Raw genomic sequence first — 25,158 nt, 5'->3', positions numbered from 1 at the left:
GCACCCGCTTCAGAACGGTCCCGGAGGACCTGCATGTTCACGACCCTCGTCGCTGTGATCGTCGCCCTGGTGCTGGGCCATGTCGCGCCCGGCATGGTGGCCTCGTTGCGCCGCTTCGACGCCTTCGGCGACTGGCTGAGCTGGCTGGATACGCATGCCGGCGAGGGCAGCGCCTGGCGCGGCCGCTACGGCATCGCGCTGGCGCTGCTGCCGCCGCTGCTGCTGGTCGGCCTGCTGCAATGGCTGCTGGCGGCGCCGCACCTGGGCCTGCTGACCCTGCTGTTCGGGATCGTGGTGCTGGCCTTCAGCTGGGGCCCGCGCGACCTGGACACCGACGTCGAGGCGATCATCGACGCCGATGACGCCAGCGCGCGACGCCTGGCTGTGGCGCACCTGCAGGCCGATGGCGGGCCGCTGCGTGAGGATCCGGCCGGGCTGGTCGAGGCGGTGGCGGTCAGCGCGCTGCGCCGCTGGTTCGCGGTGCTGTTCTGGTTCCTGTTGCTGGGGCCGTTCGGCGCGCTGGGTTATCGGCTGCTGGCGCTGGCCGCGGTCGGCCCCTATGCCGCGCGGCTGCCGCCGGCGACCGCCGCCGGCGCGCGCGCATTGCTGGCGGCGCTGGAATGGCCGGTGGCGCACCTGATGACCTTCTCGCTGGCCCTGGTCGGCAATTTCGAAGCGGTGTTCGGCGCCTGGCGCGCCGCTGGCGGCAAGCGGTGGCAACTGGACACCGGCTTTCTCGGGCCGGTGGCCTGCGCCAGCGTGCGCGGCGAACTCGATGCCGAGGCGCACGACTACAGCGACGCGGGCATGGTGGTGCCGGCGCTGCGGCGCCTGCCCGAACTGCGCGATGCGATGAGCCAGGTGTGGCGGGTGCTGCTGCTGTGGCTGGTGCTGCTGGCGCTGCTGGTGATCGCCGGTTGGGTCAGCTGAGCCAGGCGCCGAGAATCGCCTACGCGCAGGCGCTTGCTCGCGCCCGGTGCGAATCGCAAGGTGTTGCGTCCGGCTAGTGCGGCGCCAGCAGGGTGAACGGAAACCACGGCAGGTTGCGCGCGATCCAGTAGCCCGGCAGGGCGACCAGCCAGAAATTCGGCCGCGAGACCACGCTCACGACTGGCGCAAACCAGGCCGCGCGCCAGCCGGCCTTCCAGGCGATCAGGCCCGGCAACAGGGCCAGGCCCAGCATTGCGCCGGGATTCATCGCGAACGCGCCGACCGGGTCCAGGTGCACCAGCGCATGCAGGGCGCGGGTCATGCCGCAGCCCGGGCAGTAATAGCCGGTGAGCGCATGGAACATGCACGGCGCGAACGGGTTGTTCGCGGCATTGGGATCGAAGCGGTACAGCAGCGTGGCGCCGCCGGCCGCGAACGCGGCGGCGGCGCCCAGGCACGCCCGTTGTTGCCAGGCGCGCATGCCGATCAGCTCGCGTGCTGCATCTGCTGCATGAACTCCATGTAGCCCTGCATGCCGCCGGTAGAGAGTTTGTAGGTGGTGAAGAGTATGCCGATGATGGCCAGCGCGGTGGTCACCCAGCACCAGGTCTTGGCGGTGTTGGAGGCGCGACGCGCACCCTCCAGGTCGCCCTGGTTGAGCAGGCCGTTGACCTTGCTGGAGAACACGATGGCGACGATGCCGGTGATCAACGACGGGCAGCAAAAGCAGAAGCCAAGCACCGTCGAGATGATCGCCCAGGCCAGATGGTTGGGGACCGGGCCGGGAGCGGGCGGCGGCGGCGTGACAGGGCTGACGGTGCTCATGTGGATCTCCTCGAGGGGTGGCGCACGGCAGTCGGTGAGTCTAGACGAGTCGCTGCGGTGCGGAGGTGGCGGGCCGTCAGTGCGGCGCGAGCAGCGTGAAGGGATACCAGGGCAGATTGCGCAGCAGCGCATAGCCGAGCAGCACCCATAGCCATAATCGCGGGTCGGCGAGGATCTTCAGCAGCGGCGCGAGCGGGCGCAGGCGCAGGCCGGCGGCGTTGAGCGCCATGATCGCCAGCAGCGGCAGTGCCACCACCAGCAGGGGATTGCTGGTCCAGGCATGGGCCAGGTCCAGGTGCACCAGCGCGTGCAGGCAGCGGGTACTGCCGCAGCCGGGGCAATACAGGCCGGTGAGGGCGCGGAACGGGCAACCCGGTAGTGGATTGCCGGGGACATTGGGATCGACCCGGCGCAGCACCACGGTGGCGACCGCTGCGGCGCCGCTCAGTGCGGCCAGCGGCAGCCAGCGGGGCAGGGACTGCAGGCGCTGAAGGGACATGGCAGGCGGACGATCGCGTGGCCGGCCGCCGTCGCAGGCGACGGCGGCCGCAGTCCTCAGGACATGGACGACTGCTGCATCATGCCCAGGCCGCCCAGGGCGAAGAGGAAGATCATGTACAGCACGATCAGCACCACCGAGGTGATCGCCGAGTAGATCGCCCACTTCTTGGCCTTGTCCGACGAATCGCGCGCACCGGCCACATCGCCCGCGGCGAGCTTGGTGTTGACCTGCGAGGCGTAGACGATGGACACGATGCCCAGCGGCAGACAGCAGAACAGCGTGGTCAGGATCGCCCAGACGAGGTTGTTGGACACTTGCGGTGCGGTGGTATTCATCCGTGTTACTCCGGTGGTTGGGTGGTGGAACGGGAAACGGTGGGGGTCAGTTGCCGGCCAGGCTGCCGATCGCCTCCAGCAGGATGGCCACGAAGATCCACACGACGACCAGGATCGGCGACGCGAGTGCCCACCAGCCGGCCTTGCGTGCGGCGGCGCGCGCGCCCTCGATGTCGCCGGCAGCGCGGCGGCCATCCACCTGCGCGGCGTAGACGATGGACACGATGCCCAGCGGCAGGCAGCAGAACAGCGTGGACAGGATCGCCCAGACCATGTTGTTGGGCACGTAGACGCCCGCGTTGGGCGCTGCTGGTGGTTCGGGCTGGTTCACTGTCCGCTCGGTCCTTCGCATTGGACGCCACGGCCTGTGGCGTCTCCCCTGCGGTTAATTTACCCGAAGCGCGTGCCCAGGGCACCTGCGCCGCACTCAGGCGGCATCGCCACGCAGCCTTCTCACCTGCGCCTCCAACGTCTCGGCGGTGGCCTGGCCCCCGGCTACCGGCGCATCGGCGATCACCTCGATGTGGGCGCGGAAGCGCCGTGGCACGCGCATGCGCCGCAGCCGCGAATCGCGCTTGCTCCACATGCTGGTCCACATGTTGCGCAGCGCCATCGGTACCACCGGCACCGCGCGCCGGGCCAGGATCTTCTCCACGCCGGACTTGAACGCGGCGATCTCGCCGTCCTTGGTCAGCGCGCCTTCGGGGAAGATGCACACCAGCTCGCCCTCGGCCAGCGCGGCGTCGATGGCGTCGAACGCGCGCTGCATCAGCTCGGGATCCTCGCGCGCCCCGGCGATCGGAATCGCCTTGGCGGTGCGGAAGATCCAGCGCATCACCGGAATGTTGAAGATGCGGTAGTACATGACGAAGCGCACCGGTCGCGGGATCGCCGCGGCCAGCACCAGCGCGTCCATGTAGCTGACGTGGTTGCACACGATCAGCGCCGCGCCCTCGTCCGGCACGTGGCGTTCGACGCCGTGCAGGCGCAGCCGGTACAGGGTGCGCACCATCACCCAGCTGAGGAAGCGCATCAGGAACTCGGGCACGATGCTGAAGATCCAGATCGCCACCACCGCGTTGGCGATGGCCAGCGCCAGGAACACCTGCGGGATGCTCAGCCCGGGCATCGGGATGCGCACGCCGAACAGGTGCAACTGCTGCATCTGCAGGGCGATGCCGATCATCGCGGCCAGCACGATGAACAGCGAGTTCTGGATGTTGAGCCCGGCGATGACGCGCGACAGTTCTGCCTTCGGCGTGCGGCTCTGGATCAGCGCGAACAGCGGCACCACGAACAGGCCGGTGCACAGGCCGATGCCGACCAGGTCGAGCATGATCCGCCAGCTGCCGGCCTGGTGGACGAACTGGCCGATGCCCAGGCCGGTCTGCAGCGCGGCGCCAGAGCGGGCGAAGTACAGGTCGAGCATGAAGGCGCTGATGCCGAACGCGCCCAGCGGCACCAGGCCGATCTCGACGGTGCGCCCGGACAGCTTCTCGCACAGCAACGAGCCGGTGCCGGTGCCGATCGAGAACAGCGCCAGGGCGAAGATGTACAGGTCCTGCGCGCCGCCCAGGTTGAGTTCGGCGTAGGTCGGCAACTGCGCGGTGAGCACGGTGCCGACGAACCAGAACCAGGACACGCCGAGCACGGCGTTGCGCACCGCCAGCTGGCGCCGGGTCAGGCGCATGATCGCCAGCGATTCCGGCAGCGGGTTCCAGTTGATCTTCAGCTCGGGTGCGCCGGCGTCGACCTTGGGGATGCAGCGCGCCATCAGGTTGCCGGTGACCGCCAGCGCGACCACCGCGGTGGCGGCGGCCACCGGCCCGTGGCTGCCGGCGATCTGGAAGATCAGCCCACCCAGGATCATGCCGCACAGGATCGAGATCGAGGTGCCCATCTCGACCAGGCCGTTGCCGCCGGTCAGTTCTTCCGGTTTGAGCACCGAGGGCAGGATCGAGTACTTCACCGGGCCGAACAGGGTCGACTGCAGGCCGGTGCAGAACAGCGCCACCAGCAGCACCGCCATGTTCTCGGTCAGGAAGCCGACCGCGGCCAGCGACATGATGCCGATCTCCATCGTGGTGGTGATGACCACCAGCCGCGACTTTTCCAGCTTCTCGGCGATCTGCCCGGCCAGCGAGGAGAACAGGAAGTACGGCAGGATGAACAATGCCGGCGCCAGGTTGGTGTACAGCGTGCGCTGCTCCGGGGTCACGCCCAGGTAGAACAGCAGGCCGATGATCGCCTGCCGGTACACGTTGTCGTTGAACGCGCCCAGCGACTGGACCACGAAGAACGGCAGAAAGCGGCGTTGCCGCAACAGGGCGAACTGGCTGTGGGCGGACATGCAGGCTCCTTTGCGAACGCGCGCAGCCTAGCAGGTTCGCCGCGCGCGCAGGCGCGGCGCGCGGCGACCGGTGCTGGCGCTGTCGGCTGCGGCCTGCAGGGCGTCGCGCTGGGCGCGCAGCAGGGCGATGAAGGCGCGTGCGGCGGGGGTCGGATCCGGCCGCCACACGGCGTAGGTGAGGAAGCGGAAGCGCTCGCGCAATGCCACCGTGGCCACACCGTGCATGCCGGTGGCCATGGTCTGCGGCACCACCGCCAGGCCCAGGTCCTCGGCCACCAGTTGCCGCTGCAGGTCGGCGTGGGTGACCTCGTACTGCAGGCGCTGGCGCAGGCCGGCGGCGGCGAAGGCGCGGTCGATGATGCCGCGCACGCCGGCGCCGGGGATCAGCCCGGCCATCGGCGCGTCTTCCAGGTCGCGCAGGGAGACCTGGCGGCGCGCGGCGAAGCGGTTGCCGGGTGCGGCGATCAGCGCCAGCGGTTCCTCGTGCAGCAGCAGGTGTTGCGGCGGCAGCGCCACGTGCGGGCCGACCCCGACCAGGGCCACGTCGAGCCGGCCTTCGCCCAGTTCCAGCAGCAGCGCATCGCTCATGCCGGTGCGCAGGTGCACGTCCACCGCGCTGTGTGCCTCGCGGAAGCGGCGCAGCACCGCCGGCACCTGCACCGCGTTCAACGAGGAGATCTGCCCGATCTGCAGGCGGCCGCGCACCGTGCCCAGGGTCTGCGCCATTTCCTCGTGCAGGCGTTCGGCGGCGCGCAGGGTGGCGCGCGCGTTGTGCAGGAACACCTCGCCGGCGGCGGTGGCGCGCACGTGGCGCGCCCCGCGTTCGAACAGGCGCGCGCCCAGCGCCTGCTCGATCTTGGCGATCTGGTGGCTCAGCGCCGACTGCACGGTGTGGCAGCGGCGCGCGGCCGCGGTGAAGCTGCCTTCCTCGGCGACGGCGACGGCGAATTCGAGCTGGCGCAGGGTCAGCATGGCGCTGCCTGGCGCGCACGGTGGCAATGCCGCAGCCGATCCGCGCCGGGGCTGCATGCGCCACGCGGCGTCTGTCGCAGTGCACGCCTCATGCTGTGCGCCCGAGCCGCTTGCGCCATTGCTGACGCAGCCACAGGCGGATGTTGTAGCGGCGCTTGCGGCTCATGAACGGGTAGCGCAGGGTGATGCCGAGCAGGCCGCGCAGCGTGTCCAGCCGCGGCGCCTGCGCGGGCAGGGCGTCGCAGCGCACCGAGATGCGGTCACAGCCGGCGTCGTGGGTGCGGTGGATGACGTCGGCACGCATGATCAGCAGGTCGCCGACCGCGAGGTGCGGCACCACCTTGTGCGCTTCCAGGTCGAAGCCGATCTTCCAGCCGGGGCTGGCGTCGTACAGATCCTCGATCGCGTACCAGTCGCCGATGGCCAGGGCCTCGCCAGGAAAGCGCAGCCGGAACCAGTCCAGCGTGTCGGCCTCCACGCAGCGGAAGCGCAGCGCGCCGCGGCCCTGGATGCGCTGGTGCAGCTGCGGATCCAGCCGCGCGACCACGTCGTCGGCGACGATGGCCACGTTGGCCAGGCCGGCATCGGGCTTGCGCACCGGCATGTAGCAGATCAGGTAGTTGCGGTGGTCGCCATGCAGGAAATAGCTGAAGTGGTCCAGGTGCCAGTTGAGCGCGCCGCCCGGCGCGGCCTTCGGATCGCGGTGCTGGTCGAACGGCAGACGCAGGCTTGGCGCGGCATGGCTTTCGCGGATGCGGATGGCGCAGTAGCCGAAGCGGTCGACGGCGATCGCCAGGCCCATGGCCGCGGCCACCGCCGGCACGGTGGCGGCGATGCGGGCCTGGATGCGCTGCATGTCCGCCGCCGGCAGGTCGCCGATCACGCCGTCGTGGAACTTCTCGGCGCCTTCCAGGAAGCGCAGCAGGCTGTCGGGAATGTCGCCGTCGCCCAGGAAGCCGCGGACCACCGCATACCCGTGCTGCTGCAGCGCCTCGGCGATGTCGGTGCTGGGCATGGTGCGGGTTCCTTCGGCGCGGGGGCGGTGGTGGGGCGGCGCTCCAGTCCGGACGCCGCCTGCGTTCGAAGCGGCGGCCCCGGGGAACCGGCCGGCCTGTCGGCGCGGGAATCACACTATCTCGAAAACAGATGGCAGTGGTGAAAAAAATGCGTTTGAAAGATCGCTGCCACCGCCACAGACTGCGCCCCTCCCCACGATCCGGTGTCCGTCCATGGAAACGACTTCGCATCCGCCGATGCGCCGCGGCCTGGTGCTGCTGATGGCCACCGCCACCGGCCTGGCGGTGGCCAGCAACTACTACGCGCAGCCGCTGCTGGAGGTGCTGGCGCAGACCTTCGCCATCGACGTGCGCCGCGCCGGTGCGGTGGTCACCACCGCGCAGTTGGCCTACGCCGCCGGCCTGCTGTTCCTGGTACCGCTGGGCGATCGTTTCGAGCGCCGCAGCCTGATCGTCGGCCTGTACGCGCTCAGCGCGGTCGGCCTGCTGGTCAGCGCGATGGCGCACAGCTTCGCGCTGCTGCTGCTGGGTACGCTGATCACCGGCCTGAGTTCGGTGGCGGCGCAGATCCTGGTGCCGTTCGCCGCGACCCTGGCCGCGCCGCACGAGCGCGGCCGAGTCATCGGCACGGTGATGAGCGGCTTGCTGCTGGGCATCCTGCTGGCGCGCACGGCCTCCGGCCTGCTGGCCGGGATCGGCGGCTGGCACACCGTGTACTGGGTCGCGGCGGCGCTGATCCTGGTGGCCTCGGGGCTGCTGTGGCGCGGCCTGCCACGGCACCCGGGCAACCCGCACCTGTCCTATCCGCACCTGATCGGTTCGGTGCTGGCGCTGCTGCGCGACGAGCCGGTGCTGCGCGCGCGCTCGGTGCTGGGCGGGCTGCTGTTCGCCGGCTTCAGCATGTTCTGGACCACCCTGGCGTTCCTGCTGTCCGGCCCGGACTACCGCTACGGCACCGCCACCATCGGCCTGTTCGGGCTGATCGGCGCGGCCGGCGCGTTCGCCGCCAACCTGTCCGGCAAGCTGTCCGACCGCGGCGCCGGCCATCTGGTCGGCTGGGGCGGCCTGGTCATGCTGCTGCTGTCGTGGTTGCTGTTGCTCGGCGCGCCGCACTCGCTGTGGCTGCTGATCGCCGGCGTGGTGCTGCTGGACGTGGCGGTGCAGGGCGTGCACATCGGCAACCAGAGCGTGATCTACCAACTGGATCCGGCCGCGCGCAACCGCATCACCTCGGCCTACGTCACCTGCTATTTCATCGGCGGTGCGATCGGGTCCAGCCTCGGCACCGCGGCCTATGCCTACGCCGGCTGGCGCGGGGTGGCGCTCGGCGGTGCGGCGCTGGCGGTGGTGGCGCTGCTGTGGATGGGCCTCAGCGTGCGGCCGGGGCGGCAAGCGCCGGCGCCGGCGCCGGCGGCACCGTCGCGGCAGTGACCGCCTGCGCGGCGTCGCGCAGCTTGGGCAGCAGGCGCAGGGTCAGCGCGAGCTGGTTGCGCACCAGCCGGCGCTTGGCCTCGTCGATGCCGTCCTCGCGCTCCAGCGCCTCGGCCAGTGCGATCTCGGCCGGCTCGTCGGCGGCCGGCAGCGCACGTCGTTCCGCAAGCGCGTCGGCCAGCGCGCCCAGCGCCTGCGGCAGGTAGTCGCCGGCGCGGGCGATGTCCGGATCAGTCTCGCCGGCCAGCGCCGCCCGATGCGCGCCCAGCGCCGACAGATAGCCGAGCAAGGTGTTGGACAAAGCCAGGAAGCGGAAGCCGGCATCCAGGTTGCGGCGGTAGCGGCCGGGCTCGCGCAGCATGTTCGACAGCGCCACCGACAGCGCGGCGTCGGCGTTGTGCATGTCGCGGCGGGCGATGCGGTAGGGCAGGTCGTCGCGCATGCCGCTGCGGTACTGCTCCAGCACCTGCGCCAGGTAGCGCGCGCTGCTGGACAGCACCGTCGCCAGCACCTGGTTGAGGCGACGGCCCTGCCAGTCCGGCAGGATCAGGAACGAGGCGGCGGCGGCGATCGCGCAACCGATCAGGGTGTCGAGCAGGCGCGGCCAGATCAGCATGAAGCCGTCGCCGATCAGGTTGAAGCAAAACAGCGCCATCACCGTGATCGCCGCGGTGGCGAGCATGTAGCGGTCGGTGCGGGTGACGAAGAACACCAGCGTGCCGAGCAGGGCGAACAGCAACTGCAGCTCGGTGCCCGGGAACAGTTGCATCAGCGCCCACGCCGCGCCCAGGCCGATCAGGGTGCCGGCGATGCGCTGGGCCAGGCGCAGGCGGGTGGCGCCGTAGTTGGGCCGGCACACGAAGGCGGTGGTCAGCAGGATCCAGTAGCCGTTGCTGGCGTGGATCGACTGCATGATGGCGTAGCCCACCACCAGCGCAATCGCCATGCGCAGGCCGTGCCGGAACAGCACCGAGCCGGGCGTGAGCTGCTGGCCCAGGCGCCGCAGCATCTCGCGCAGGGTGTGCGGCGACGAGTCGCGCAGGCGGGTGTCGAGGGTGTCGCTGGTGGTGTCCGATTGCGCGGCCTCGGCCAGGCGCCGCTCGATGCTGTGCAGGTTGGTCACCAGCAATTCCAGCGAGCCGAGCAGCCGCGCCTGCCGTGGGTCGCCACGGGCGTGCAGGAAATCCAGCGACTGGCGCAGGTCGGTGGTGGCCTGCTGGGTCTGCTCGCCGTAGTCGAACGGCTGGCGCAGCCGGATCGCCTCGCCCAGCGCCGCGCAGGCCTTGCCCTGCAGGGCCAGCAGGCGCTGGCAGCGGTACAGCACGTCGCTGTGGAAGAACGCGTCGGTCAGCGCCTCGTACGGGTAGTGCGAGGAACTGGCGCGCTCGTGGAAGTCCTGCGCCATGTAGTACAGGCGGAAATACAGGCCCGACTGCACGCCGGGCCGGCCGGAGCGGCCGAAGCGGCTGATGATCGCGGTCTTGGCCGCGTTGAGTGCGGCCACCACCTGCGCGTTCTGCTCGGCCAGCGCCAGCCGCCGCGCGTGCAGGTCGCTCTGCCGCACCGGCTCGAACAGGGCCGCCTTGAGCCGCAGGTAGCGGCCCAGCTCCAGGTACAGCCGCGACAACCGCTCGCGCACCGGCCGGTTGGCGAACAGCACCGTCCACAGCACCGACAGCACCGCGTACCAGCCGGCGCCGAGCAGCAGCAAGGCCACGCCGTGCCAGGCGTTGCCGCCGACGTGGCCGTTCTGGGTGCCGTGGTCCAGGCCGATCATCGCGTAGATCGCCAGCGCCACCGTGGCCTGGGCGATGGAGGCGTAGCGTTCGCCGAGCGCGCCGAGCAGGGTCAGGGCGAAGGTGGACAGCGCCAGGCCGGCCGCGAACGGCCACGGATACGGGAACAACAGCACCACCGCGGCCGCGGCGGCGGCGAAACACAGCAGCGACAGCAGCACCGACTTGATCCGGCCCAGCCAGTTGTCGTCGGTTTCGGCGATGGCGCTGGCGATGGTGCCCAGGAAAATCGCCGGCACCGCCTCCAGTTGCTGCAGGTGCCAGCACACGCCCATCGCCACCGCCAGCGCGATGAAGACGCGCAGCCCGTAGCTGGCCTTTTCGTGGGCCCACAGGCGGCTGAGGCGGGTTTCGATCGAGGGGGTCGGCACGGCAACACGATAGCGCACCGTCGCTGTATGCGATCCCCTTTTAGAGGCCGGCTCAGACCGCGAGTTGTCGCAGGCGTGCGTCCAGCAGCGCCGGGAAGCGTTTGTACCAGGTCTGGTTGAGCGGCGAGGGATGCGGCAGCGGGTACAGCGTCACGCGGCGGCTGCGGCGGCCGTCCTCGCTGCGCAGCTCCACCTCGGTCTGCGCCTGGAAGCGGTCCTCACGCGCCCAGAACGCCTCCAGCGCCGCGCGCACCTCGCGCGGCTGGTCGATGCCGAACCACAGGAAGGCTTCGCGCCCGAGGGTGAGGATGGCATCGCCGCGCCACTGCTCAAGCAGCAGGCGCCGCATCAGCGGGTGGAAGCGCCGCTTCACCGCCATCGACCACGCCTTGTTGCCCACCGGCTTGTACGGCACGGTGTTGAGCCAGAAGGCGACGCGGCCGGCCTCGAGCCCGGCCGCGAAGTCGGGCATCTCCTCGCCGAGGTGCAGGTGCCGGTACAGCGCCTTGCGCACCAGTTGGCCGCCGCTGCCGACAAAGGGCGCGCCGTGCTCGACCTCGCTGCGGCCCGGGTCGCGGCCGAGGATGCACACCTTCGCATCGCGGCGGCCCAGGCCGATGATGGGGTCGAGCGGATCCTTGCCGCAGGCGGCGTAGGCCGCGGTGTCGATGCCATCGGTCTGCGCGGCGAGCGCGCGGAAGCGGGTGCGGAGGGTGGGGGAGAGGGCCATGGGCATGCGCGAAGCGGTAGAGGATCCAGGCTAGCGCAGGCCCGATGGAGAGTGCGTGGGCGCATTCGCAGGAGCGGCTTCAGCCGCGACCGGCGTTCCCGGTCATGCCCCTGTCGCGGCTGAAGCCGCTCCTACGGGTGCGATGTCCGGGTGCCTTGTGGGAGGGACTTCAGTCCCGACGAGCGAGGGTGTCAGCCGTGCTTCGGGCTTCGCTCGTCGCGGCTGAAGCCGCTCCTGCCCGTGGCGACGTGTTACGCCCCCTGCTCGCGCGCGATCGCGCGCCAGCCGATGTCGTGGCGGTGGAATTCGCTGGCCCAGTGAATCTGCGCCACGCCGGCGTAGGCATGCCGCTGCGCCTCGGCCACGCTGTCGCCCAGCGCCGCCACGCACAGCACGCGGCCGCCGGCGCTGAGCACGCGGCCCTGCGCATCCAGCGTGGTGCCGGCATGGAACACCTTGGCGTTGCCCGGCACCGCGTCCAGGCCGGTGATCGCTTCGCCGGTGACCGGGGTTTCCGGATACGGCGCCGCCGCCAGCACCACGCCCAGCGACGGGCGCGGATCCCACTGCGCCTCGGTGGCGTGCAGGCGTTCGTCGAGCGCGGCCTCGAGCAGGTCGAGCAGGTCCGACTGCAGACGCAGCATCACCGGCTGCGTTTCCGGGTCGCCGAAGCGCACGTTGAACTCGATCACCTTGGGCGCGCCGCTGGCGTCGATCATCAGCCCGGCGTAGAGGAAGCCGGTGAACGGCACGCCGTCGTCGCGCATGCCGCGCACGGTCGGCTCGACCACTTCGCGCATCACCCGCGCGTGCACCTCGGGCGTCACCACCGGCGCCGGCGAGTACGCGCCCATGCCGCCGGTGTTGGGGCCGGTGTCGCCGTCGCCGACGCGCTTGTGGTCCTGGCTGGTGGCCATCGGCAGCGCGGTGTGGCCGTCGACCATGGAAATGAAGCTGGCTTCCTCGCCGTCGAGGAATTCCTCGATCACCACACGCGCACCGGCGTCGCCGAAGGCGTTGCCGGACAGCATGTCGCGCACCGCGGCCTCGGCCTCGTCCAGCGACATCGCCACGATCACGCCCTTGCCGGCGGCCAGGCCGTCGGCCTTGATCACGATCGGCGCGCCCTTGTCGCGGACATAGGCCAGCGCTGCCTCGACCTCGGTGTGCACGGCGTAGAACGCGGTGGGAATGCCGTGGCGCTGCAGGAAGTCCTTGGCGTAGGCCTTGCTGCCTTCCAGCTGCGCGGCGGCGGCGCTGGGGCCGAAGATGCGCAGCCCGGCGGCGCGGAAGCGGTCGACCACGCCCAGCACCAGCGGCACTTCCGGGCCGACCACGGTCAGTGCCACGCCTTCGTCCCGGGCCAGCGCGAGCAGTCCGTCGAGGTCGTTGACCTTGACCTGCACGTTGCGGCACTTGGCCTCGCCGGCGGTGCCGGCATTGCCGGGCGCCACCAGCACTTCGTCGACACGGGGGGACTGGGCCAGCTTCCAGGCCAGGGCGTGTTCGCGGCCGCCGGAGCCGATGACGAGCAGTTTCATCGCGGAATTCCAGATTGCAGGGAAAAGGGGAACGGCTGCGCCGGGCGCGCGCGCCTCACGTGCAGCCTTCGCGCTGCAGCGCCTCGGGGAAATGGTAGGTCCAGGTCTTCGCGTCCAGGGCGAAGCGGTGGCTGCGCTGCACCGGCCGCTGGCCGCACTCCGTGCCGGTTTCCTCGATCAGCAGCGGCCAGACGCGGGCGGCGTGGTCGCGGTCGTCGAAGCGCAGGGCGAAGTCGATGGCGAACTGGCCAGCCTTGCAGTCCGCGGCCGCATCGGCGGCATCGCAGTCGGCGGCGGCGCTGTTGTCGATGTGGCTGCGCACGCTGCCGGCATCGACCAGGCCCTTGGGGCCGGGCAGGATCAGGGTCTGCGATTGCAGCGCATAGCCCTGGCCGAACCAGCCGTCCTCGACGCGGAACCCGTAGAAATCGCTGCCGGCGCGGACGATGCCGACCTCGCCGGGTTGGCCCTGGCTGCCGTAGGTGCCGCCGGTGCGCTCGGCGGCGACGGCGAAGCCCTGGCCCTCGGGGCGCAGCACGTAGAAGTCGATGGTGCCAGGTTCGGGATGGCCGGCATCGCGCAGCGCGCCGCACACCGCCAGCAACTGCTGCCAGCCGTCGCCGGTGACCACCGGCTGTTCGGCGCAGACCTGCCAGTCCACCGCATGACTCTCGCCCCCCTGGGTCCATTGCCCCGGCCAATGCCCGACCAGCGTCGCGGCGCTGCCGTAGCGTTGCTGCAGGAACGCCTGCAGCCGCGCGGTGCGGCTGACGTGGGGCTGGGCCGCCGCGCTGGCGTGGGCCGACGCAGGTGCCGCGCTGGGTGCGGGCGTCGCGGCCGGCTTGCAGCCGCCCAGCACGAGGGCGCCGGCCAGGGCCAGCACGGCGAACGGACGCGGCACGACAGCGGACAGGCGCATCGCTGCAGACCTCAGTGGCGGAAGTGGCGCACGCCGGTGAACACCATGGCGATGCCGTGCTCGTCGGCCGCGGCGATGACCTCGGCGTCGCGCATCGAACCGCCCGGCTGGATCACCGCCTTGATGCCGGCCGCGGCGGCGGCGTCGATGCCGTCGCGGAACGGGAAGAACGCATCGGAGGCCATCACCGAGCCCTCCACGGCCAGGCCGGCATCGGTGGCCTTGATGCCGGCGATGCGCGCCGAGTACACCCGGCTCATCTGCCCGGCGCCGACGCCGATGGTGCGGTGGTCCTTGGCGTAGACGATGGCGTTGGACTTGACGTACTTGGCCACCTTCCACGCGAACAGCAGGTCGGCGAACTGCGCCTCGGTCGGCGCCAGCCGGGTCACCACCTTCAGCGCATCGCGCGGCACCACGTGCGCGTCGCTGGTCTGCAGCAGGATGCCGGAGCCGACGCGCTTGCTGTCGATGCCGTAGGCGCCGTCGCCGGCGGGGATGCGCAGCACGCGCACGTTGGCCTTCTTCTTGGCGTACTCCAGCGCGGCGTCGTCGTAGTCGGGGGCGATCAGCACTTCGACGAACTGGCGGTCCAGGATCGCCTGTGCGGTAGCCGCATCCAGGCGCCGGTTGAAGGCGATGATGCCGCCGAAGGCGCTGGTCGGGTCGGTGGCGTAGGCCAGTTCGTAGGCGTCGCCGCAGCCGGCGCCGACCGCCACGCCGCACGGGTTGGCGTGCTTGACGATGACGCAGGCCGGCGCGTCGAACTGGCGCACGCATTCCCAGGCCGCATCGCTGTCGGCAATGTTGTTGTAGGACAGCTCCTTGCCCTGCAGCTGGGTGAAGGTGGCCAGGGTGCCGGGCGTGGGGAAGAGGTCGCGGTAGAACGCGGCCTGCTGGTGCGGATTCTCGCCGTAGCGCAGTTCCATCACCTTGACGAAGCTGGAGTTCATCTGCGCCGGGAACGCGCTGCGCGTCGGCACCGCGGCATCGCTGGCGGTGACCGCGGACAGGTAGTTGCTGATCGCCGCGTCGTACTGGGCGACGCGGTTGAACGCGGCCACCGACAGGGCGAAGCGCTTGGCCGCCGACAGCCGGCCGTCGTTGGCCTCCAGCTCGGCCAGCAGTTCGGCGTACTGCGCCGGATCGGTGGCCACCGCCACGCGGGCGAAGTTCTTGGCCGCCGAGCGCAGCATCGCCGGACCGCCGATGTCGATGTTCTCCACCGCGTCGGCGAGCGTGCAGTCGGCCTTGGCGGTGACCGCCTCGAACGGATACAGGTTGAGCACCAGCAGGTCGATCGCGGCGATGCCGTGCTCGGCCATCACCGCATCGTCGGTGCCGGCGCGGCCGAGCAGGCCGCCGTGCACCAGCGGGTGCAGGGTCTTGACCCGGCCGTCCATCATTTCCGGGAAGCCGGTCAGTTCGGACACGTCCTTCACCGCCAGCCCGGCCTCGCGCAGCGCCTTGGCGGTGCCGCCGGTGGACAGCAGTTCGACGTTGCGCGCGGCCAGCGCGCGGGCCAGGTCGATCAGGCCGGTCTTGTCGGAAACGGACAGCAGCGCCCGGCGCAGGGGCAGGAAATCGGAGGACATGGGGCAGGGCGGGGGCAGCGGAACGGGCCGCCATTGTAGGCGCTGAGGCCCGCCGACGCCCGGCCGGGCGGGCCAACGGGCCTGCGGATCGCGTGCGCGGCGGCGCCGGCACACGGTGCGTGCGCCTCGCCGTGGAGCCGCGCGCGCGGTGCGTGCGGACCGTGCAGAACACCTGCGCCGTGGCTTCGGCCGCGCGCGCAGCCGCTGCGATGCATTAGGCTGTCGCCGCCCCGCCCTCGCCGTCAGGACCACGCGCGTGTCGATCTATGCCCTCAAAGGACGTTTCCAGGACCTGCTGCGGCCCGGCGTGCGCGTGCTGTACCGGCTCGGCGTCACCGCCAACCAGGTGACGGCGGCCGCGGCGCTGCTGTCGCTGCTGGTCGCCGCGGTGGTCTACACGCAAGGCGCGGCGCAACCGCTGTGGTATGCGCTGCTGCCGCTGTGGATGCTGCTGCGGATGGCCTTGAACGCGGTGGACGGCATGCTGGCGCGCGAGTTCGGCCAGCAGTCGCGACTCGGCGCCTACCTCAACGAACTGTGCGACGTGGTCGCCGATGCGGCGCTGTACCTGAGCCTGCTCGGCGTGCCCGGCGTCGGTGCCGGCTGGCTGTGGCTGATGGCGCTGACCGCGGCGTTGACCGAATATGCCGGCGTGCTCGGGCTGATGGTCGGCGCCAGCCGCCGCTACGATGGGCCGATGGGCAAGAGCGACCGTGCCTTCGTCATCGGCGTGCTGGGGCTGCTGCTGGCCGGCGCCTGGATCGGCGCGGCGACGGTCACGGCCGTCGCCATGGCGGTGGCGCTGTTGTGCGCGGCGACCGTGCTGCGCCGGGTCGCGGCGGGATTGCGCGAGGCGGCGGCACGCGCGTGAGCGGGGCGGCCGGCGTGGCCGCGGCGAACAGGGATTCAAGACAGACAAGGAATCGGCAACGGATGCGGCAGGTCAACGAAAGCGAATTCGCCAGTTTCGATGGCACACGGCTGTTCTACCGGCACTGGCCGGCCACGACGCCGGCGGCGCCGCCGCGGGCGGTGGTGCTGCTGCACCGTGGCCACGAGCATTCCGGGCGGGTCATGCACCTGGCCGAGGAACTGGGCCTGGACGAGTGCGCGCTGTTCGCCTGGGATGCGCGCGGCAACGGCCGCTCGCCCGGCGCGCGCGGCGACGCGCCCGGTTTCCCGGCGCTGGTGCGCGACCTGGACCGCTTCGTCGCGCACATCGGCGAGGTCCACGGCATCGCCGTGCAGGACATCGTGGTGGTGGCGCAGAGCGTGGGCGCGGTGGTCGCCAGCACCTGGGTGCACGACTACGCGCCGCCGCTGCGCGCGCTGGTGCTGGCCTCGCCCGCGTTCAAGGTCAAGCTGTACGTGCCGTTCGCGCGGCCCGGGCTGGCCCTGATGCAGGCGCTGCGCGGCAACTTCTTCGTCAACAGCTACGTCAGGCCGCAGTGGCTGACCCACGACCCGGCGCGGGTCGAGAGCTATCGCAACGATCCGCTGATCACCCGGCCGATCTCGGTGCGCGTGCTGCTGGGCCTGTACGCGGCGGCGGATCGCGTGGTCGGCGATGCGCAGGCGATCACCGTGCCGGTGCAGCTGCTGGTGTCCGGCAGCGATTTCGTGGTGCACCGCGGCCCGCAGGACCGCTTCTACGAGCGCTTGTCCTCGCCGGTGAAGGAGCGCCACCTGCTGCCCGGTTTCTTCCACGACACGCTGGGCGAGCGCGACCGCGCGCCGGCGGTGGCGCAGATCCGCCGCTTCGTGCGCGAGCGCTTCGCCGATGAACCGGCATTGCCCAGCCTGCGCCAGGCGCACCGCCGCGGGCCGACCTTCGAGGAGGCCGAGCGCCTGGCCTGGCCGCCGCAGCGCTACAGCCTGCAGGACCTGCGCTGGCGCGGCGTGCGCGCCGGCCTGCGCGTGGGCGGACAGCTCTCCGAAGGCATCGCCCTCGGCCTGCAGACCGGTTTCGATTCCGGCAGCACGCTGGACTACATCTACCGCGACCAGGCGGCCGGGCGCGGCCCGCTGGGGCGGATGATCGACCGCAACTACCTGGATGCGATCGGCTGGCGCGGCATCCGCGTGCGCCGCCAGCACCTGCATGAACTGCTGGGCCTGGCGATGCAGCGGCTGCGCGCCGCCGGCCTGCCGGTGCGCGCGCTGGACATCGCCGCCGGCCACGGCCGCTACGTGCTCGAAGCGCTGGCCGGCGGCAGCCAGCGCGCCGACGCGATCCTGTTGCGCGATTTCAGCCCGTTGAACGTAGAGCAGGGCCGTGCGCTGATCGCCACGCTCGGCGCCACCGACATCGCCCGCTTCGAGCAGGGCGATGCCTTCGACCGCGATGCGCTGGCCGCGCTGCAGCCGCGGCCGACGCTGGCGGTGGTGTCGGGCCTGTACGAACTGTTCCCGGACAACGACCAGGTGCTGCGCTCGCTGCAGGGCGTGGCCGCGGCGGTGGAACCGGGCGGCTACCTGGCCTACACCGGCCAGCCCTGGCATCCGCAGCTGGAGTTCATCGCCCGCGCGCTGACCAGCCACCGCGGCGGCGCGGCCTGGGTGATGCGCCGCCGCACCCAGCAGGAGATGGACGAACTGGTGCGCACGGCCGGCTTCCGCAAGCTGGAGCAGCGCATCGACGAGTGGGGCATCTTCACCGTGTCGCTGGCGCAGCGGATCGCGCCATGAGCGCCGCGGCCGCGCGGCCGTGGCGGCGGGCGCTGGCCTGGCTGGCGCTGCTGGGGCCGTTCTTCTTCCTCAGCTACGGCCTGGCCAACACGCTGGCCGCGCGTCGCGCCGCCGTGCCGTCGCTGCCGTTCGCCTGGGAACCCCACATCCCGTTCTGGCCGTGGACCATCGTCCCGTACTGGTCGATCGACCTGTTCTACGTGATCTCGTTCTTCGTCTGCCGCACACGTGTCGAACTGGGCACGCATGCGCGGCGTCTGCTCACCGCGCAACTGCTGGCGGTGGGCTGCTTCCTGCTGTGGCCGTTGCGCTTCAGTTTCGAGCGGCCGCCGACCGAGGGCGTGTTCGGCTGGCTGTTCGCGGTGCTGCTCGGCTTCGACAAGCCGTTCAACCAGGCGCCGTCGCTGCACATCGTGCTGCTGGTGGTGCTGTGGGTGCGCTATGCGCAGCACCTGCACGGGCTGGCGCGGCTGGCCCTGCACGGTTGGTTCGCGCTGATCGGCCTGTCGGTGCTGACCACCTACCAGCATCATTTCCTCGACGTGCCCACCGGCCTGGCCGCCGGCTGGCTGTGCGTGTGGCTGTGGCCGGAGCGCATCGCCGCGCCGTGGCGCGCCGCGGCACCGGCGCGCGATCCGCGGCGCTGGCGCCTGGCCGCGCTGTACCTGCTCGGCAGCGCGGCCTGCGTGGCCGCCGCACGCGCGCTCGGCGGCGCCGGCTGGTGGCTGCTGTGGCCGGCGCTGTCGCTGCTGCTGGTGGCGCTCAGTTACGCGCTGCTCGGCCCGCCGGGCATGCAGAAACGTGACGACGGCCGCCTGAGCCTGGCCGCGCGCTGGCTGTACGCGCCGTACCTGGCCGCCGCCTGGCTCAACTCGCGTGCCTGGACCTGGCGCGATCCTGCGCCGCGCGAGATCGCCGACGGCGTCTGGCTCGGGCGCCTGCCCGGCCGCGGCGAGCGCACGCGCTTCGCCGCGGTGGTCGATGTCAGTGCCGAACTGTCGTTGCGCGAGGCGCAGGCGCACGACCGTGTGGTGCCGATGCTGGACCTGGTGGCGCCGCCGGCCGCGGCCTTGCGCGCGGCCGCCGACGCGATCGCGGCGGCGCGCACGCACGGCGCGGTGCTGGCCTGCTGCGCGCTGGGCTATTCGCGCAGTGCGGCCGCGGTGGCCACCTGGCTGCTGCGCAGCGGCCGTGCCGCCACGCTGGACGACGCGCTGGCCCTGTTGCGGGCGCGCGCGCCACGCATCGTGCTGGGACCGGCGCAGCGTGCCGCCATCGCCGCCGCCTGCACCGCGCCGCCGGCGCCGCTGCAGGCGCAGGAGGTGCCGGCATGAGCACGCCGCTGGAACTGCGCACGATGGCGGCGGTGTTGCGCCAGGGTGCGCCGCTGGACCGGTTGTCACTGATGTTGCTGGCCACGGCCCTGCTGCTGGTCGCCTGGTATGCCGGCACCGGCGCCGTGCTCGCCGCGGCGCTGTGCGCAGGCTCGGCGCTGGCCGGCCTGCTGCAGCGCTACTGGGCGGCACGGGTCGGGTTGGATGTGGACCTGCTCGAGGCGGTGCTAGCCGAAGCGGAACCAGCGCGCGCCGGTGCCGACCTGGATGCGGTCCTGCACAGATTGGGCCTGCTGCGCACGCTGCCGCCGCCGCGCGATTGGCTGGCGCGCTGGCAGGGCATGCGCCGCCTGTTGCGGCGGCAGTTGATCGCGCTCGCGGCGCAGTGGCTGGCATTGCTGCTGGCGCTATGCACGGCGCAGTTTGCATGAGGACGCAGGCGTCATGACCGACGAACCCGCAGCGACCTTGCGCTCCGACGTGGATGCGGCGCGGCACGCGCTGTGGCAGCGCCTGCAGGCCTACCGCTTCGGCGAGGGCGAAGCGGCGTTGCCGGCGTTCGTGCGCCGCGTGGCCAAGGAAGCCAACGTGTCGCAGGCGCTGGCCGCGCACGCGGTCGAGGAATACCGGCGCTTCTGCTTCCTGGCCTGCGTGGCCGGCGAGGAGGTGACGCCCAGCGCCCTGGTTGACCAGGTCTGGCACACCCACCTCACCGATACCCGCGAGTACTGGCAACGGTTCTGCCCGCAGGTGTTGCGGATCACCCTGCATCATCAACCCGGGCGCGGCGACCCGGCCGACGCCGAGCGCTTCCAGGCGCAGTACAAGGCCACGCTGGGGTACTACTGGCATCACTTCGGCGAGCCGCCCTTGGCGTGCTGGCCGGCGCCAGCCGGCGCGCCGAATGCGCCGGCACCGCGCCAGGCCGGTACGCGCCGCGTCGTCCGCGCGCGCGGCGGCGGCGCCCTGTGGGGCTGGATGCTGGGCGTGGCGCTGCTGTTCGCGGTGCTATGGCAGGGCAACGGCCCACGCTCGCCGCTGCACTGGCCCGGACCGCCGTTCCTGCTGCTGTTCCTGGCCGGCATCGGCCTGGCCTGGAGCCTGGGCGCGCGCCTGCGCCTGGCCGTGCGCGGACTGCGCGGCGCTGACACCCAGGCGCTGCTGGACCCGGCCGAACTGGCGTATCTGGCCGGTGGCAGCGAGCGCGTTGCCGATCAGCAACTGGCCCTGCTGCTGGCGGCCGGCGCATTGCGCCTGCAGCCCGATCCGAATGTGCGCCGCCACGCGCGGCTGGAGCACACCCGCGTCGCCGCACCGCCGGCGCTGCAGCGTGCGCTGGCGACCGTGCGTGCGCAGCCGCAGCTCCAGCAGGCGCTCGCCGCATTGCGGCGCGACGCCGCGCCGCTGCGTCGGTCGCTGGTCGCCAAGGGGCTGTGGCTGGGCCACGGGCAGGCGCTGTGCGCCCGCCTGTTCGGCGCCGCGCCGTTGCTGGCGCTGTGGATGGTGGGTCTGCTGAAGCTGCGCATCGGCCTGCAGTTGCAGCGCCCGATCGGCTTTCTGGTGGCGGCGATGGTGGTGGTCGCGGTCGTTGCGCTCGGCTTTCTGCTCACGCCGCCGCGGCGCAGCGTCGCCGGCGACGCGCTGTTGGCCGAGCGCGATGCGGCCTGGCGCGATGGCGTCGCCGCGCCCTCGCTGGCGCCGGGTTCGCATCTGGCGCTGCCGCTGGCCCTGGCCGGGACCAGCGTGCTGATGACCACGCCCTGGGCCGATTACCACGCCTTGCGTTCGCCGCTGCCCAACGGTGCTGGCTGTAGCGCTTCGACCAGCAGTTGCGGTGGCGGTGGCGGCAGCAGCGATGGGGGCGGCAGCAGTTGCGGCGGTGGTGGCTGCGGCGGCTGTGGAGGCGGCGACTGATGGCCGCTTCGACCTTGCAGGCGCGGCGCGCGCAGTGGCGTGCGCGGCTGGCGCTGGCGTTGCGCGCGCGTGGGGCCACGCCGAATGGCGTGTCCTGGACCGGACTGGCGTGCGCGGTGCTGGCGGCGCTGATGTTCGCCCTGGCCTGGCGCGAGCCGCCGGCCAATGCCGCCGCGCTGCTGGTGCTGGCGGCGCTGGCGCTGCAGGCGCGGCTGCTGTGCAACCGCCTGGAGGGGCTGCTGGCGCAGCAGGCGCAGATGATCGGCCGTGCCGGTGCGGTGTACAACGAAGCGCCGGACCGGTTGTCGGACGTGGCGGTGTGCCTGGGCGTGGGCTATGGCCTGCAGCCGGTGCTGGGCGTCGGCGCGGAACTGGGTTGGGCCGCTGCGCTGGTGTGCGTGGGCACCGCCTACGTGCGCATGCTCGGCCTGGCCTGCGCGGTGCGCGAACCGTTGCAGGGGCCGATGGCGCGCGTGCAGCGCATGCATTGGCTGTCCCTGGCCGCGTTGGCCGCCGCCGCTGCATTGCTGCTGCAGCACGCCACACTGGCCTACATGCTGCTTGCCGTGGCGCTGGCGCTGCTGATCGCCGCCGCCGCCCTGACCATCGTGATTCGCGTGCGCGCCATCGTGCGCGAACTGGAGTGGAAATGATCGCCCGTCTGATCGCCCGCGGCTGCAGTGCCGCGATCCGTCTGCTCACCGGCGCACGTGCACTGTGGCGCGGCTGCATGCCGTCCAGCGAGCGCCGCGTGTACTACGGCAACCACGCCAGCCACGGCGATTTCGTGCTGATCTGGTCGTCGTTGCCGGCAGCGCTGCGACGCGAGGTGCGGCCGGTGGCGGCGGCCGACTACTGGCAGCGCGACGCGTTGCGCCGCTACCTGATCCACGCGGTGTTCAACGGCGTGTTGATCGAGCGCGATCCGCAGCAGCGCCAGCGCGATCCGATCGCCTGCCTGTGCGAGGCGGTCGACGGCGGCGGCTCGCTGATCCTGTTTCCGGAAGGCACGCGCAATACCGAGGAGGGGCTGCTGCCGTTCAAGAGCGGTCTCTATCACCTGGCGCGGCAGCGTCCGGAACTGGAGTTCGTGCCGGTGTGGATCGACAACCTCAAGCGGGTGATGCCCAAGGGCAAGTGGCTGCCGTTGCCGTTGCTGTGCACCACCACCTTCGGCGAACCGCTGCGGCTGGGCGCCGGCGAGGACAAGCAGGCCTTCCTCGATCGCGCGCGCGCGGCCTTGTTGGCGTTGGCGCCGGAGCAGGCGGAGGCCGCCCGATGAATCCGATCGCGCTGAGCGAACACCTGCAGCAATCCTCGCTGCGGCAACAGACGGTATGGCTGTTCCTGGGCATCGCCACGGTGCTGGTGGTCGCCACGCTGATCGCCGAGACCCTGCGCTGGCGGGCGCGCGAACGGCCCAGTGCGGTGCTGGACAACCTGGTGGCGCGGATCCGCGCCTGGTGGGTGATGGCGACGGTGGTGGCGCTGGCGTTCGCCTTCGGGCGGCTCGGCGTGATCGTGCTGTTCGCGCTGGTGTCGCTGTTCGCGCTGCGCGAGTTCATCACCCTCACCCCCACCCGGCGCGGCGACTATTACGCGCTGGTGGCCGCGTTCTACGTGGTGCTGCCGTGGCAGTACTGGCTGGTGTGGAGCGACTGGTACGGCCTGTACACGCTGCTGATCCCGGTCTACGCGTTCCTGGTGCTGCCGATCCTGTCCACCATCGGCGGCGACACCACGCGCTACCTGGAGCGCACCGCCAAGGTGCAGTGGGGGCTGATGATCAGCGTGTTCTGCATCTCGCACGTGCCGGCGCTGCTGAACCTGCGCATTCCCGGCTACGAGGACCGCAACCTGCTGCTGTTCGCGTTCCTGGTGATCGTGGTGCAGTCCTCCGACGTGCTGCAGTACGTGTGGGGCAAGCTGCTGGGCCGGCACCTGATCGCGCCCAGGCTGTCGCCGTCCAAGACCGTGGAAGGTTTCGTCGGCGGCATCCTCTCGGCCAGCCTGCTCGGCGCGGCGCTGTGGTGGATCACCCCGTTCTCGCCGCTGCAGGCGTTTGCGCTGGCGCTGGTCGCCAACCTGATGGGCTTCTTCGGCGGCCTGGTGATGTCGGCGATCAAGCGCGACCGCGGCATCAAGGACTGGGGCCACATGATCGAAGGCCACGGCGGCGTGCTCGACCGATTGGACTCGGTGTGCTTCGCGGCGCCGGTGTTCTTCCACCTGATCCGCTATGGGTGGGTGTGAGGGCGGGGAGTGGGGATGGTGGGATTGGGGATTGGTTGGAGCGTCGCGCGCTGTGCGTGTGCATCTATGCGGGCGTAGGAGTGGCTTCAGCCGCGATGCTTTACCGAGAGCGCATCGCGGCTGATCGCGCAGGAGCACAGCATGGCTTCCGCACCAGCATCTTCAGACGCTGTCGCGTCGGGGCTGAAGCCCCTCCCACAATGGCGAGGCGTCGCGTTCGGCGTTCGGTGTTCTCTTCGCCGCGATAATGCGCTTGGTCGCCTGGTGAATTTCAGGCGTCGCGGCTGAAGCCGCACCTATGAGGGCGATGTGCAGGCGCTACACGCTGGGTCGCGATGTGTGTCGGATCGCTTGACAGTCAAGTCATGCAGGACAGCACGCTGGATTCCCGATTCCCGACTTTTCACCAGCCGCAGGCTGGTCATCCCCAATCCCGAATCCCCAATCCCGGCCTCTCTCAGGCCAACCCGTATTCCTTGAGCTTCTTGCGCAAGGTGGCGCGGTGGATTCCCAGCAGCGCGGCGGCGCGGCTCTGGTTGCCTTCGCAATGGTTGAGCACTTCCACGAACAACGGGATCTCCATCTCGCGCAGCACGATCTCGTACACGTCGTCGGCGTCGCAGCCGTCGAGGTCGCGCAGGTAGCGGCGGACCGATTGCGCCACGTGTTCGCGCAGCGGCGGCTTCGGCGCGCCGCGACTGGAGTCAGGACGAGTGGTGGCGGCGTTCAAGTTCGACGGATCCCCGGATGACAGCGGCACCGGACGGCAGGAGGGCCGGCGCGGGGGGACGAGTCTAGCGCGTGGCCTGCGCCGCTGCCATGGCGCAGTGCCCGAACGCAGCGTTCTCAGTGGAAATCGAAACTGAATGCCGCCGTCTCGGCGGCCGGTTCGCGCACCTGGAACGCGATCTGTGCGCTCTGTCCCGGCGCCAGTGTGGCGCTGTCCGGCCGTGCGCGCCCCAGGTACTCCTGCGGGCGCAGCACGCGGCTGCCGATGGTGCGGCCGTCGGCGTCGGCCAGCGACAGTTGCAGCAGCGGCCAGGCCTGCGCCCAGCGCGCGTCGTTGCGGAAGGTCGCCTGCACCTGCAGGGTGCCGGCATGGCCGGGCAGCGGCCGCACCTCGCGGCTGAGCATGGTGAAGGCGGCCGGCTCGCGCCAGGCCGGCACGCTGCAGCGCAGGACCTGGCAGACCCCGGCCACCCACGGCCGCCAGCGCGGGTCGGCGCCCAGGCGCTGGCGATCGGCGATCAGGATCTGCAGCGCCAGCAGCAGGCCCAGCCCGGCCAGTGCGATCCACTGCCAGGGCGCGGCACGCAGCACCGGGCGGCGTTCGCGCGGGCCATGCAGGAAGCTGGGCGCGGCGGCGGACACTGGCGAGGTGGGGGCTATCGCGGGAGTCGCGACCGTGGCCGGTGCCGGTGCCGGATCCCTCGCCGACGCGGGCGCTGGCGGCAGCGCTTCCAGGTCGCCCGCGTCAGGTGCTGCGTCGCGTGCGGCGGTCTCTTCCTCGGCCGGCTTCACGTTCGCAGGCGCTGGTGAGACGCTCGACGCCACGGGCGGCGCTGCAGTGTCGGTCAGCGGCGTCGCGGGTGCCGACGTGTCACCGCCCGCCGCCGGCGCGACCGGGGTGTCGCCCTGTGTGGCGGACGGATCGGG

The 25,158-nt window shown here is 71.4% G+C and carries 25 protein-coding genes; 10 read left to right on the top strand and 15 right to left on the bottom strand.

Going from position 1 to position 25,158, the window contains the following annotated elements; all coding sequences use genetic code 11:
* Positions 1 to 33: 33 nt before the first annotated feature.
* The gene (locus SLW52_RS16240; RefSeq protein ID WP_017909100.1) at positions 34 to 930 is read left to right on the top strand and encodes a membrane protein; all 897 of its coding nucleotides are present in this window, start codon (positions 34 to 36) and stop codon (positions 928 to 930) included.
* A 73-nt stretch (positions 931 to 1,003) separates the two neighbouring features.
* Here SLW52_RS16240 and SLW52_RS16235 read toward each other — a convergent pair whose 3' ends face one another.
* The 8 genes from SLW52_RS16235 to SLW52_RS16200 all read right to left on the bottom strand — a co-directional run bounded on the left by SLW52_RS16235 (position 1,004) and on the right by SLW52_RS16200 (position 6,929).
* Entirely contained in the window at positions 1,004 to 1,411 is a 408-nt protein-coding gene (locus SLW52_RS16235) for a DUF2752 domain-containing protein (protein WP_017908847.1), read from the bottom strand.
* 5 nt (positions 1,412 to 1,416) lie between these two features.
* The gene (locus tag SLW52_RS16230) at positions 1,417 to 1,755 is read right to left on the bottom strand and encodes a CD225/dispanin family protein (protein ID WP_026144348.1); all 339 of its coding nucleotides are present in this window, start codon (positions 1,753 to 1,755) and stop codon (positions 1,417 to 1,419) included.
* 76 nt (positions 1,756 to 1,831) lie between these two features.
* Complete coding sequence (locus SLW52_RS16225) at positions 1,832 to 2,254, bottom strand: DUF2752 domain-containing protein (protein ID WP_017908845.1); 423 nt, start codon at positions 2,252 to 2,254, stop codon at positions 1,832 to 1,834.
* Positions 2,255 to 2,310: 56 nt separating this feature from the next.
* Positions 2,311 to 2,592, bottom strand: coding sequence for a CD225/dispanin family protein (locus SLW52_RS16220; protein ID WP_148829499.1), 282 nt, complete (start codon positions 2,590 to 2,592; stop codon positions 2,311 to 2,313).
* Positions 2,593 to 2,638: 46 nt separating this feature from the next.
* Positions 2,639 to 2,866 carry a CD225/dispanin family protein gene (locus tag SLW52_RS16215; protein ID WP_017915514.1) on the bottom strand — a complete coding sequence of 76 codons (228 nt, stop codon included), beginning with the start codon at positions 2,864 to 2,866 and terminating at the stop codon, positions 2,639 to 2,641.
* A 153-nt stretch (positions 2,867 to 3,019) separates the two neighbouring features.
* Positions 3,020 to 4,942, bottom strand: coding sequence for an MFS transporter (locus SLW52_RS16210; protein WP_320740715.1), 1,923 nt, complete (start codon positions 4,940 to 4,942; stop codon positions 3,020 to 3,022).
* Positions 4,943 to 4,969: 27 nt separating this feature from the next.
* On the bottom strand, positions 4,970 to 5,914 hold the full coding sequence (locus SLW52_RS16205; RefSeq protein ID WP_152244009.1) for a LysR family transcriptional regulator: 945 nt from the start codon (positions 5,912 to 5,914) through the stop codon (positions 4,970 to 4,972).
* Positions 5,915 to 6,002: 88 nt separating this feature from the next.
* Entirely contained in the window at positions 6,003 to 6,929 is a 927-nt protein-coding gene (locus tag SLW52_RS16200) for a hypothetical protein (RefSeq protein WP_267083873.1), read from the bottom strand.
* A 214-nt stretch (positions 6,930 to 7,143) separates the two neighbouring features.
* On the opposite strand from SLW52_RS16200, the gene SLW52_RS16195 reads away from it, so the two are divergent.
* Positions 7,144 to 8,361 carry an MFS transporter gene (locus SLW52_RS16195; RefSeq protein WP_148829495.1) on the top strand — a complete coding sequence of 406 codons (1,218 nt, stop codon included), beginning with the start codon at positions 7,144 to 7,146 and terminating at the stop codon, positions 8,359 to 8,361.
* Here the strand turns inward: SLW52_RS16195 and yccS are convergent.
* The 5 genes from yccS to purH all read right to left on the bottom strand — a co-directional run bounded on the left by yccS (position 8,300) and on the right by purH (position 15,313).
* Entirely contained in the window at positions 8,300 to 10,528 is a 2,229-nt protein-coding gene (gene yccS / locus SLW52_RS16190; RefSeq protein ID WP_267083872.1) for a YccS family putative transporter, read from the bottom strand. The two genes, SLW52_RS16195 and yccS, sit on opposite strands and share 62 nt — an antisense overlap.
* A gap of 52 nt (positions 10,529 to 10,580) precedes the next feature.
* Entirely contained in the window at positions 10,581 to 11,258 is a 678-nt protein-coding gene (locus SLW52_RS16185; protein WP_267104070.1) for a uracil-DNA glycosylase family protein, read from the bottom strand.
* Between the two features lie 251 nt (positions 11,259 to 11,509).
* A complete protein-coding gene (gene purD, locus SLW52_RS16180) occupies positions 11,510 to 12,799 on the bottom strand; it encodes a phosphoribosylamine--glycine ligase (RefSeq protein ID WP_267104187.1) in 1,290 nt (429 codons plus the stop codon).
* A 55-nt stretch (positions 12,800 to 12,854) separates the two neighbouring features.
* A complete protein-coding gene (locus tag SLW52_RS16175; protein WP_267124656.1) occupies positions 12,855 to 13,718 on the bottom strand; it encodes a hypothetical protein in 864 nt (287 codons plus the stop codon).
* An 11-nt stretch (positions 13,719 to 13,729) separates the two neighbouring features.
* Positions 13,730 to 15,313: a bifunctional phosphoribosylaminoimidazolecarboxamide formyltransferase/IMP cyclohydrolase gene (gene purH, locus SLW52_RS16170; RefSeq protein ID WP_320740713.1), complete on the bottom strand. Its 1,584-nt coding sequence runs from the start codon at positions 15,311 to 15,313 to the stop codon at positions 13,730 to 13,732.
* 256 nt (positions 15,314 to 15,569) lie between these two features.
* Here purH and SLW52_RS16165 point away from each other — a divergent pair, with 256 nt between their 5' ends.
* From SLW52_RS16165 to SLW52_RS16130, 8 genes are all read left to right on the top strand, one after another.
* A complete protein-coding gene (locus SLW52_RS16165) occupies positions 15,570 to 16,184 on the top strand; it encodes a CDP-alcohol phosphatidyltransferase family protein (protein WP_017911013.1) in 615 nt (204 codons plus the stop codon).
* A gap of 62 nt (positions 16,185 to 16,246) precedes the next feature.
* The gene (locus SLW52_RS16160; RefSeq protein ID WP_320740712.1) at positions 16,247 to 18,001 is read left to right on the top strand and encodes a bifunctional alpha/beta hydrolase/class I SAM-dependent methyltransferase; all 1,755 of its coding nucleotides are present in this window, start codon (positions 16,247 to 16,249) and stop codon (positions 17,999 to 18,001) included.
* Positions 17,998 to 19,335 carry a phosphatase PAP2/dual specificity phosphatase family protein gene (locus tag SLW52_RS16155; RefSeq protein ID WP_267098759.1) on the top strand — a complete coding sequence of 446 codons (1,338 nt, stop codon included), beginning with the start codon at positions 17,998 to 18,000 and terminating at the stop codon, positions 19,333 to 19,335. The genes SLW52_RS16160 and SLW52_RS16155 overlap by 4 nt, the downstream gene beginning before the upstream one ends.
* Entirely contained in the window at positions 19,332 to 19,766 is a 435-nt protein-coding gene (locus SLW52_RS16150) for a hypothetical protein (RefSeq protein WP_267098758.1), read from the top strand. The genes SLW52_RS16155 and SLW52_RS16150 overlap by 4 nt, the downstream gene beginning before the upstream one ends.
* Positions 19,767 to 19,779: 13 nt before the next feature.
* The gene (locus SLW52_RS16145; RefSeq protein WP_320740710.1) at positions 19,780 to 21,249 is read left to right on the top strand and encodes a TIGR04222 domain-containing membrane protein; all 1,470 of its coding nucleotides are present in this window, start codon (positions 19,780 to 19,782) and stop codon (positions 21,247 to 21,249) included.
* The gene (locus tag SLW52_RS16140; protein ID WP_320740709.1) at positions 21,249 to 21,902 is read left to right on the top strand and encodes a CDP-alcohol phosphatidyltransferase family protein; all 654 of its coding nucleotides are present in this window, start codon (positions 21,249 to 21,251) and stop codon (positions 21,900 to 21,902) included. The genes SLW52_RS16145 and SLW52_RS16140 overlap by 1 nt, the downstream gene beginning before the upstream one ends.
* Positions 21,899 to 22,531, top strand: a complete 633-nt coding sequence (locus tag SLW52_RS16135; protein WP_017909397.1) for a lysophospholipid acyltransferase family protein — start codon at positions 21,899 to 21,901, stop codon at positions 22,529 to 22,531. The genes SLW52_RS16140 and SLW52_RS16135 overlap by 4 nt, the downstream gene beginning before the upstream one ends.
* Positions 22,528 to 23,502, top strand: coding sequence for a phosphatidate cytidylyltransferase (locus SLW52_RS16130; RefSeq protein WP_295959840.1), 975 nt, complete (start codon positions 22,528 to 22,530; stop codon positions 23,500 to 23,502). The genes SLW52_RS16135 and SLW52_RS16130 overlap by 4 nt, the downstream gene beginning before the upstream one ends.
* Before the next feature lie 457 nt (positions 23,503 to 23,959).
* Here the strand turns inward: SLW52_RS16130 and fis are convergent, their stop codons facing one another.
* Both fis and SLW52_RS16120 read right to left on the bottom strand, forming a co-directional pair.
* Positions 23,960 to 24,232 carry a DNA-binding transcriptional regulator Fis gene (fis, locus tag SLW52_RS16125; protein ID WP_010343856.1) on the bottom strand — a complete coding sequence of 91 codons (273 nt, stop codon included), beginning with the start codon at positions 24,230 to 24,232 and terminating at the stop codon, positions 23,960 to 23,962.
* Positions 24,233 to 24,348: 116 nt separating this feature from the next.
* On the bottom strand, positions 24,349 to 24,873 hold the full coding sequence (locus SLW52_RS16120; protein ID WP_226978552.1) for a DUF3426 domain-containing protein: 525 nt from the start codon (positions 24,871 to 24,873) through the stop codon (positions 24,349 to 24,351).
* Between the last annotated feature and the right edge of the window lie 285 nt (positions 24,874 to 25,158).

The organism is Xanthomonas sp. LF02-5, from assembly GCF_034105325.1.
GTDB classification, from domain to species: domain Bacteria; phylum Pseudomonadota; class Gammaproteobacteria; order Xanthomonadales; family Xanthomonadaceae; genus Xanthomonas_A; species Xanthomonas_A sontii.
This window is presented reverse-complemented; position numbering and strand designations above follow the sequence as displayed.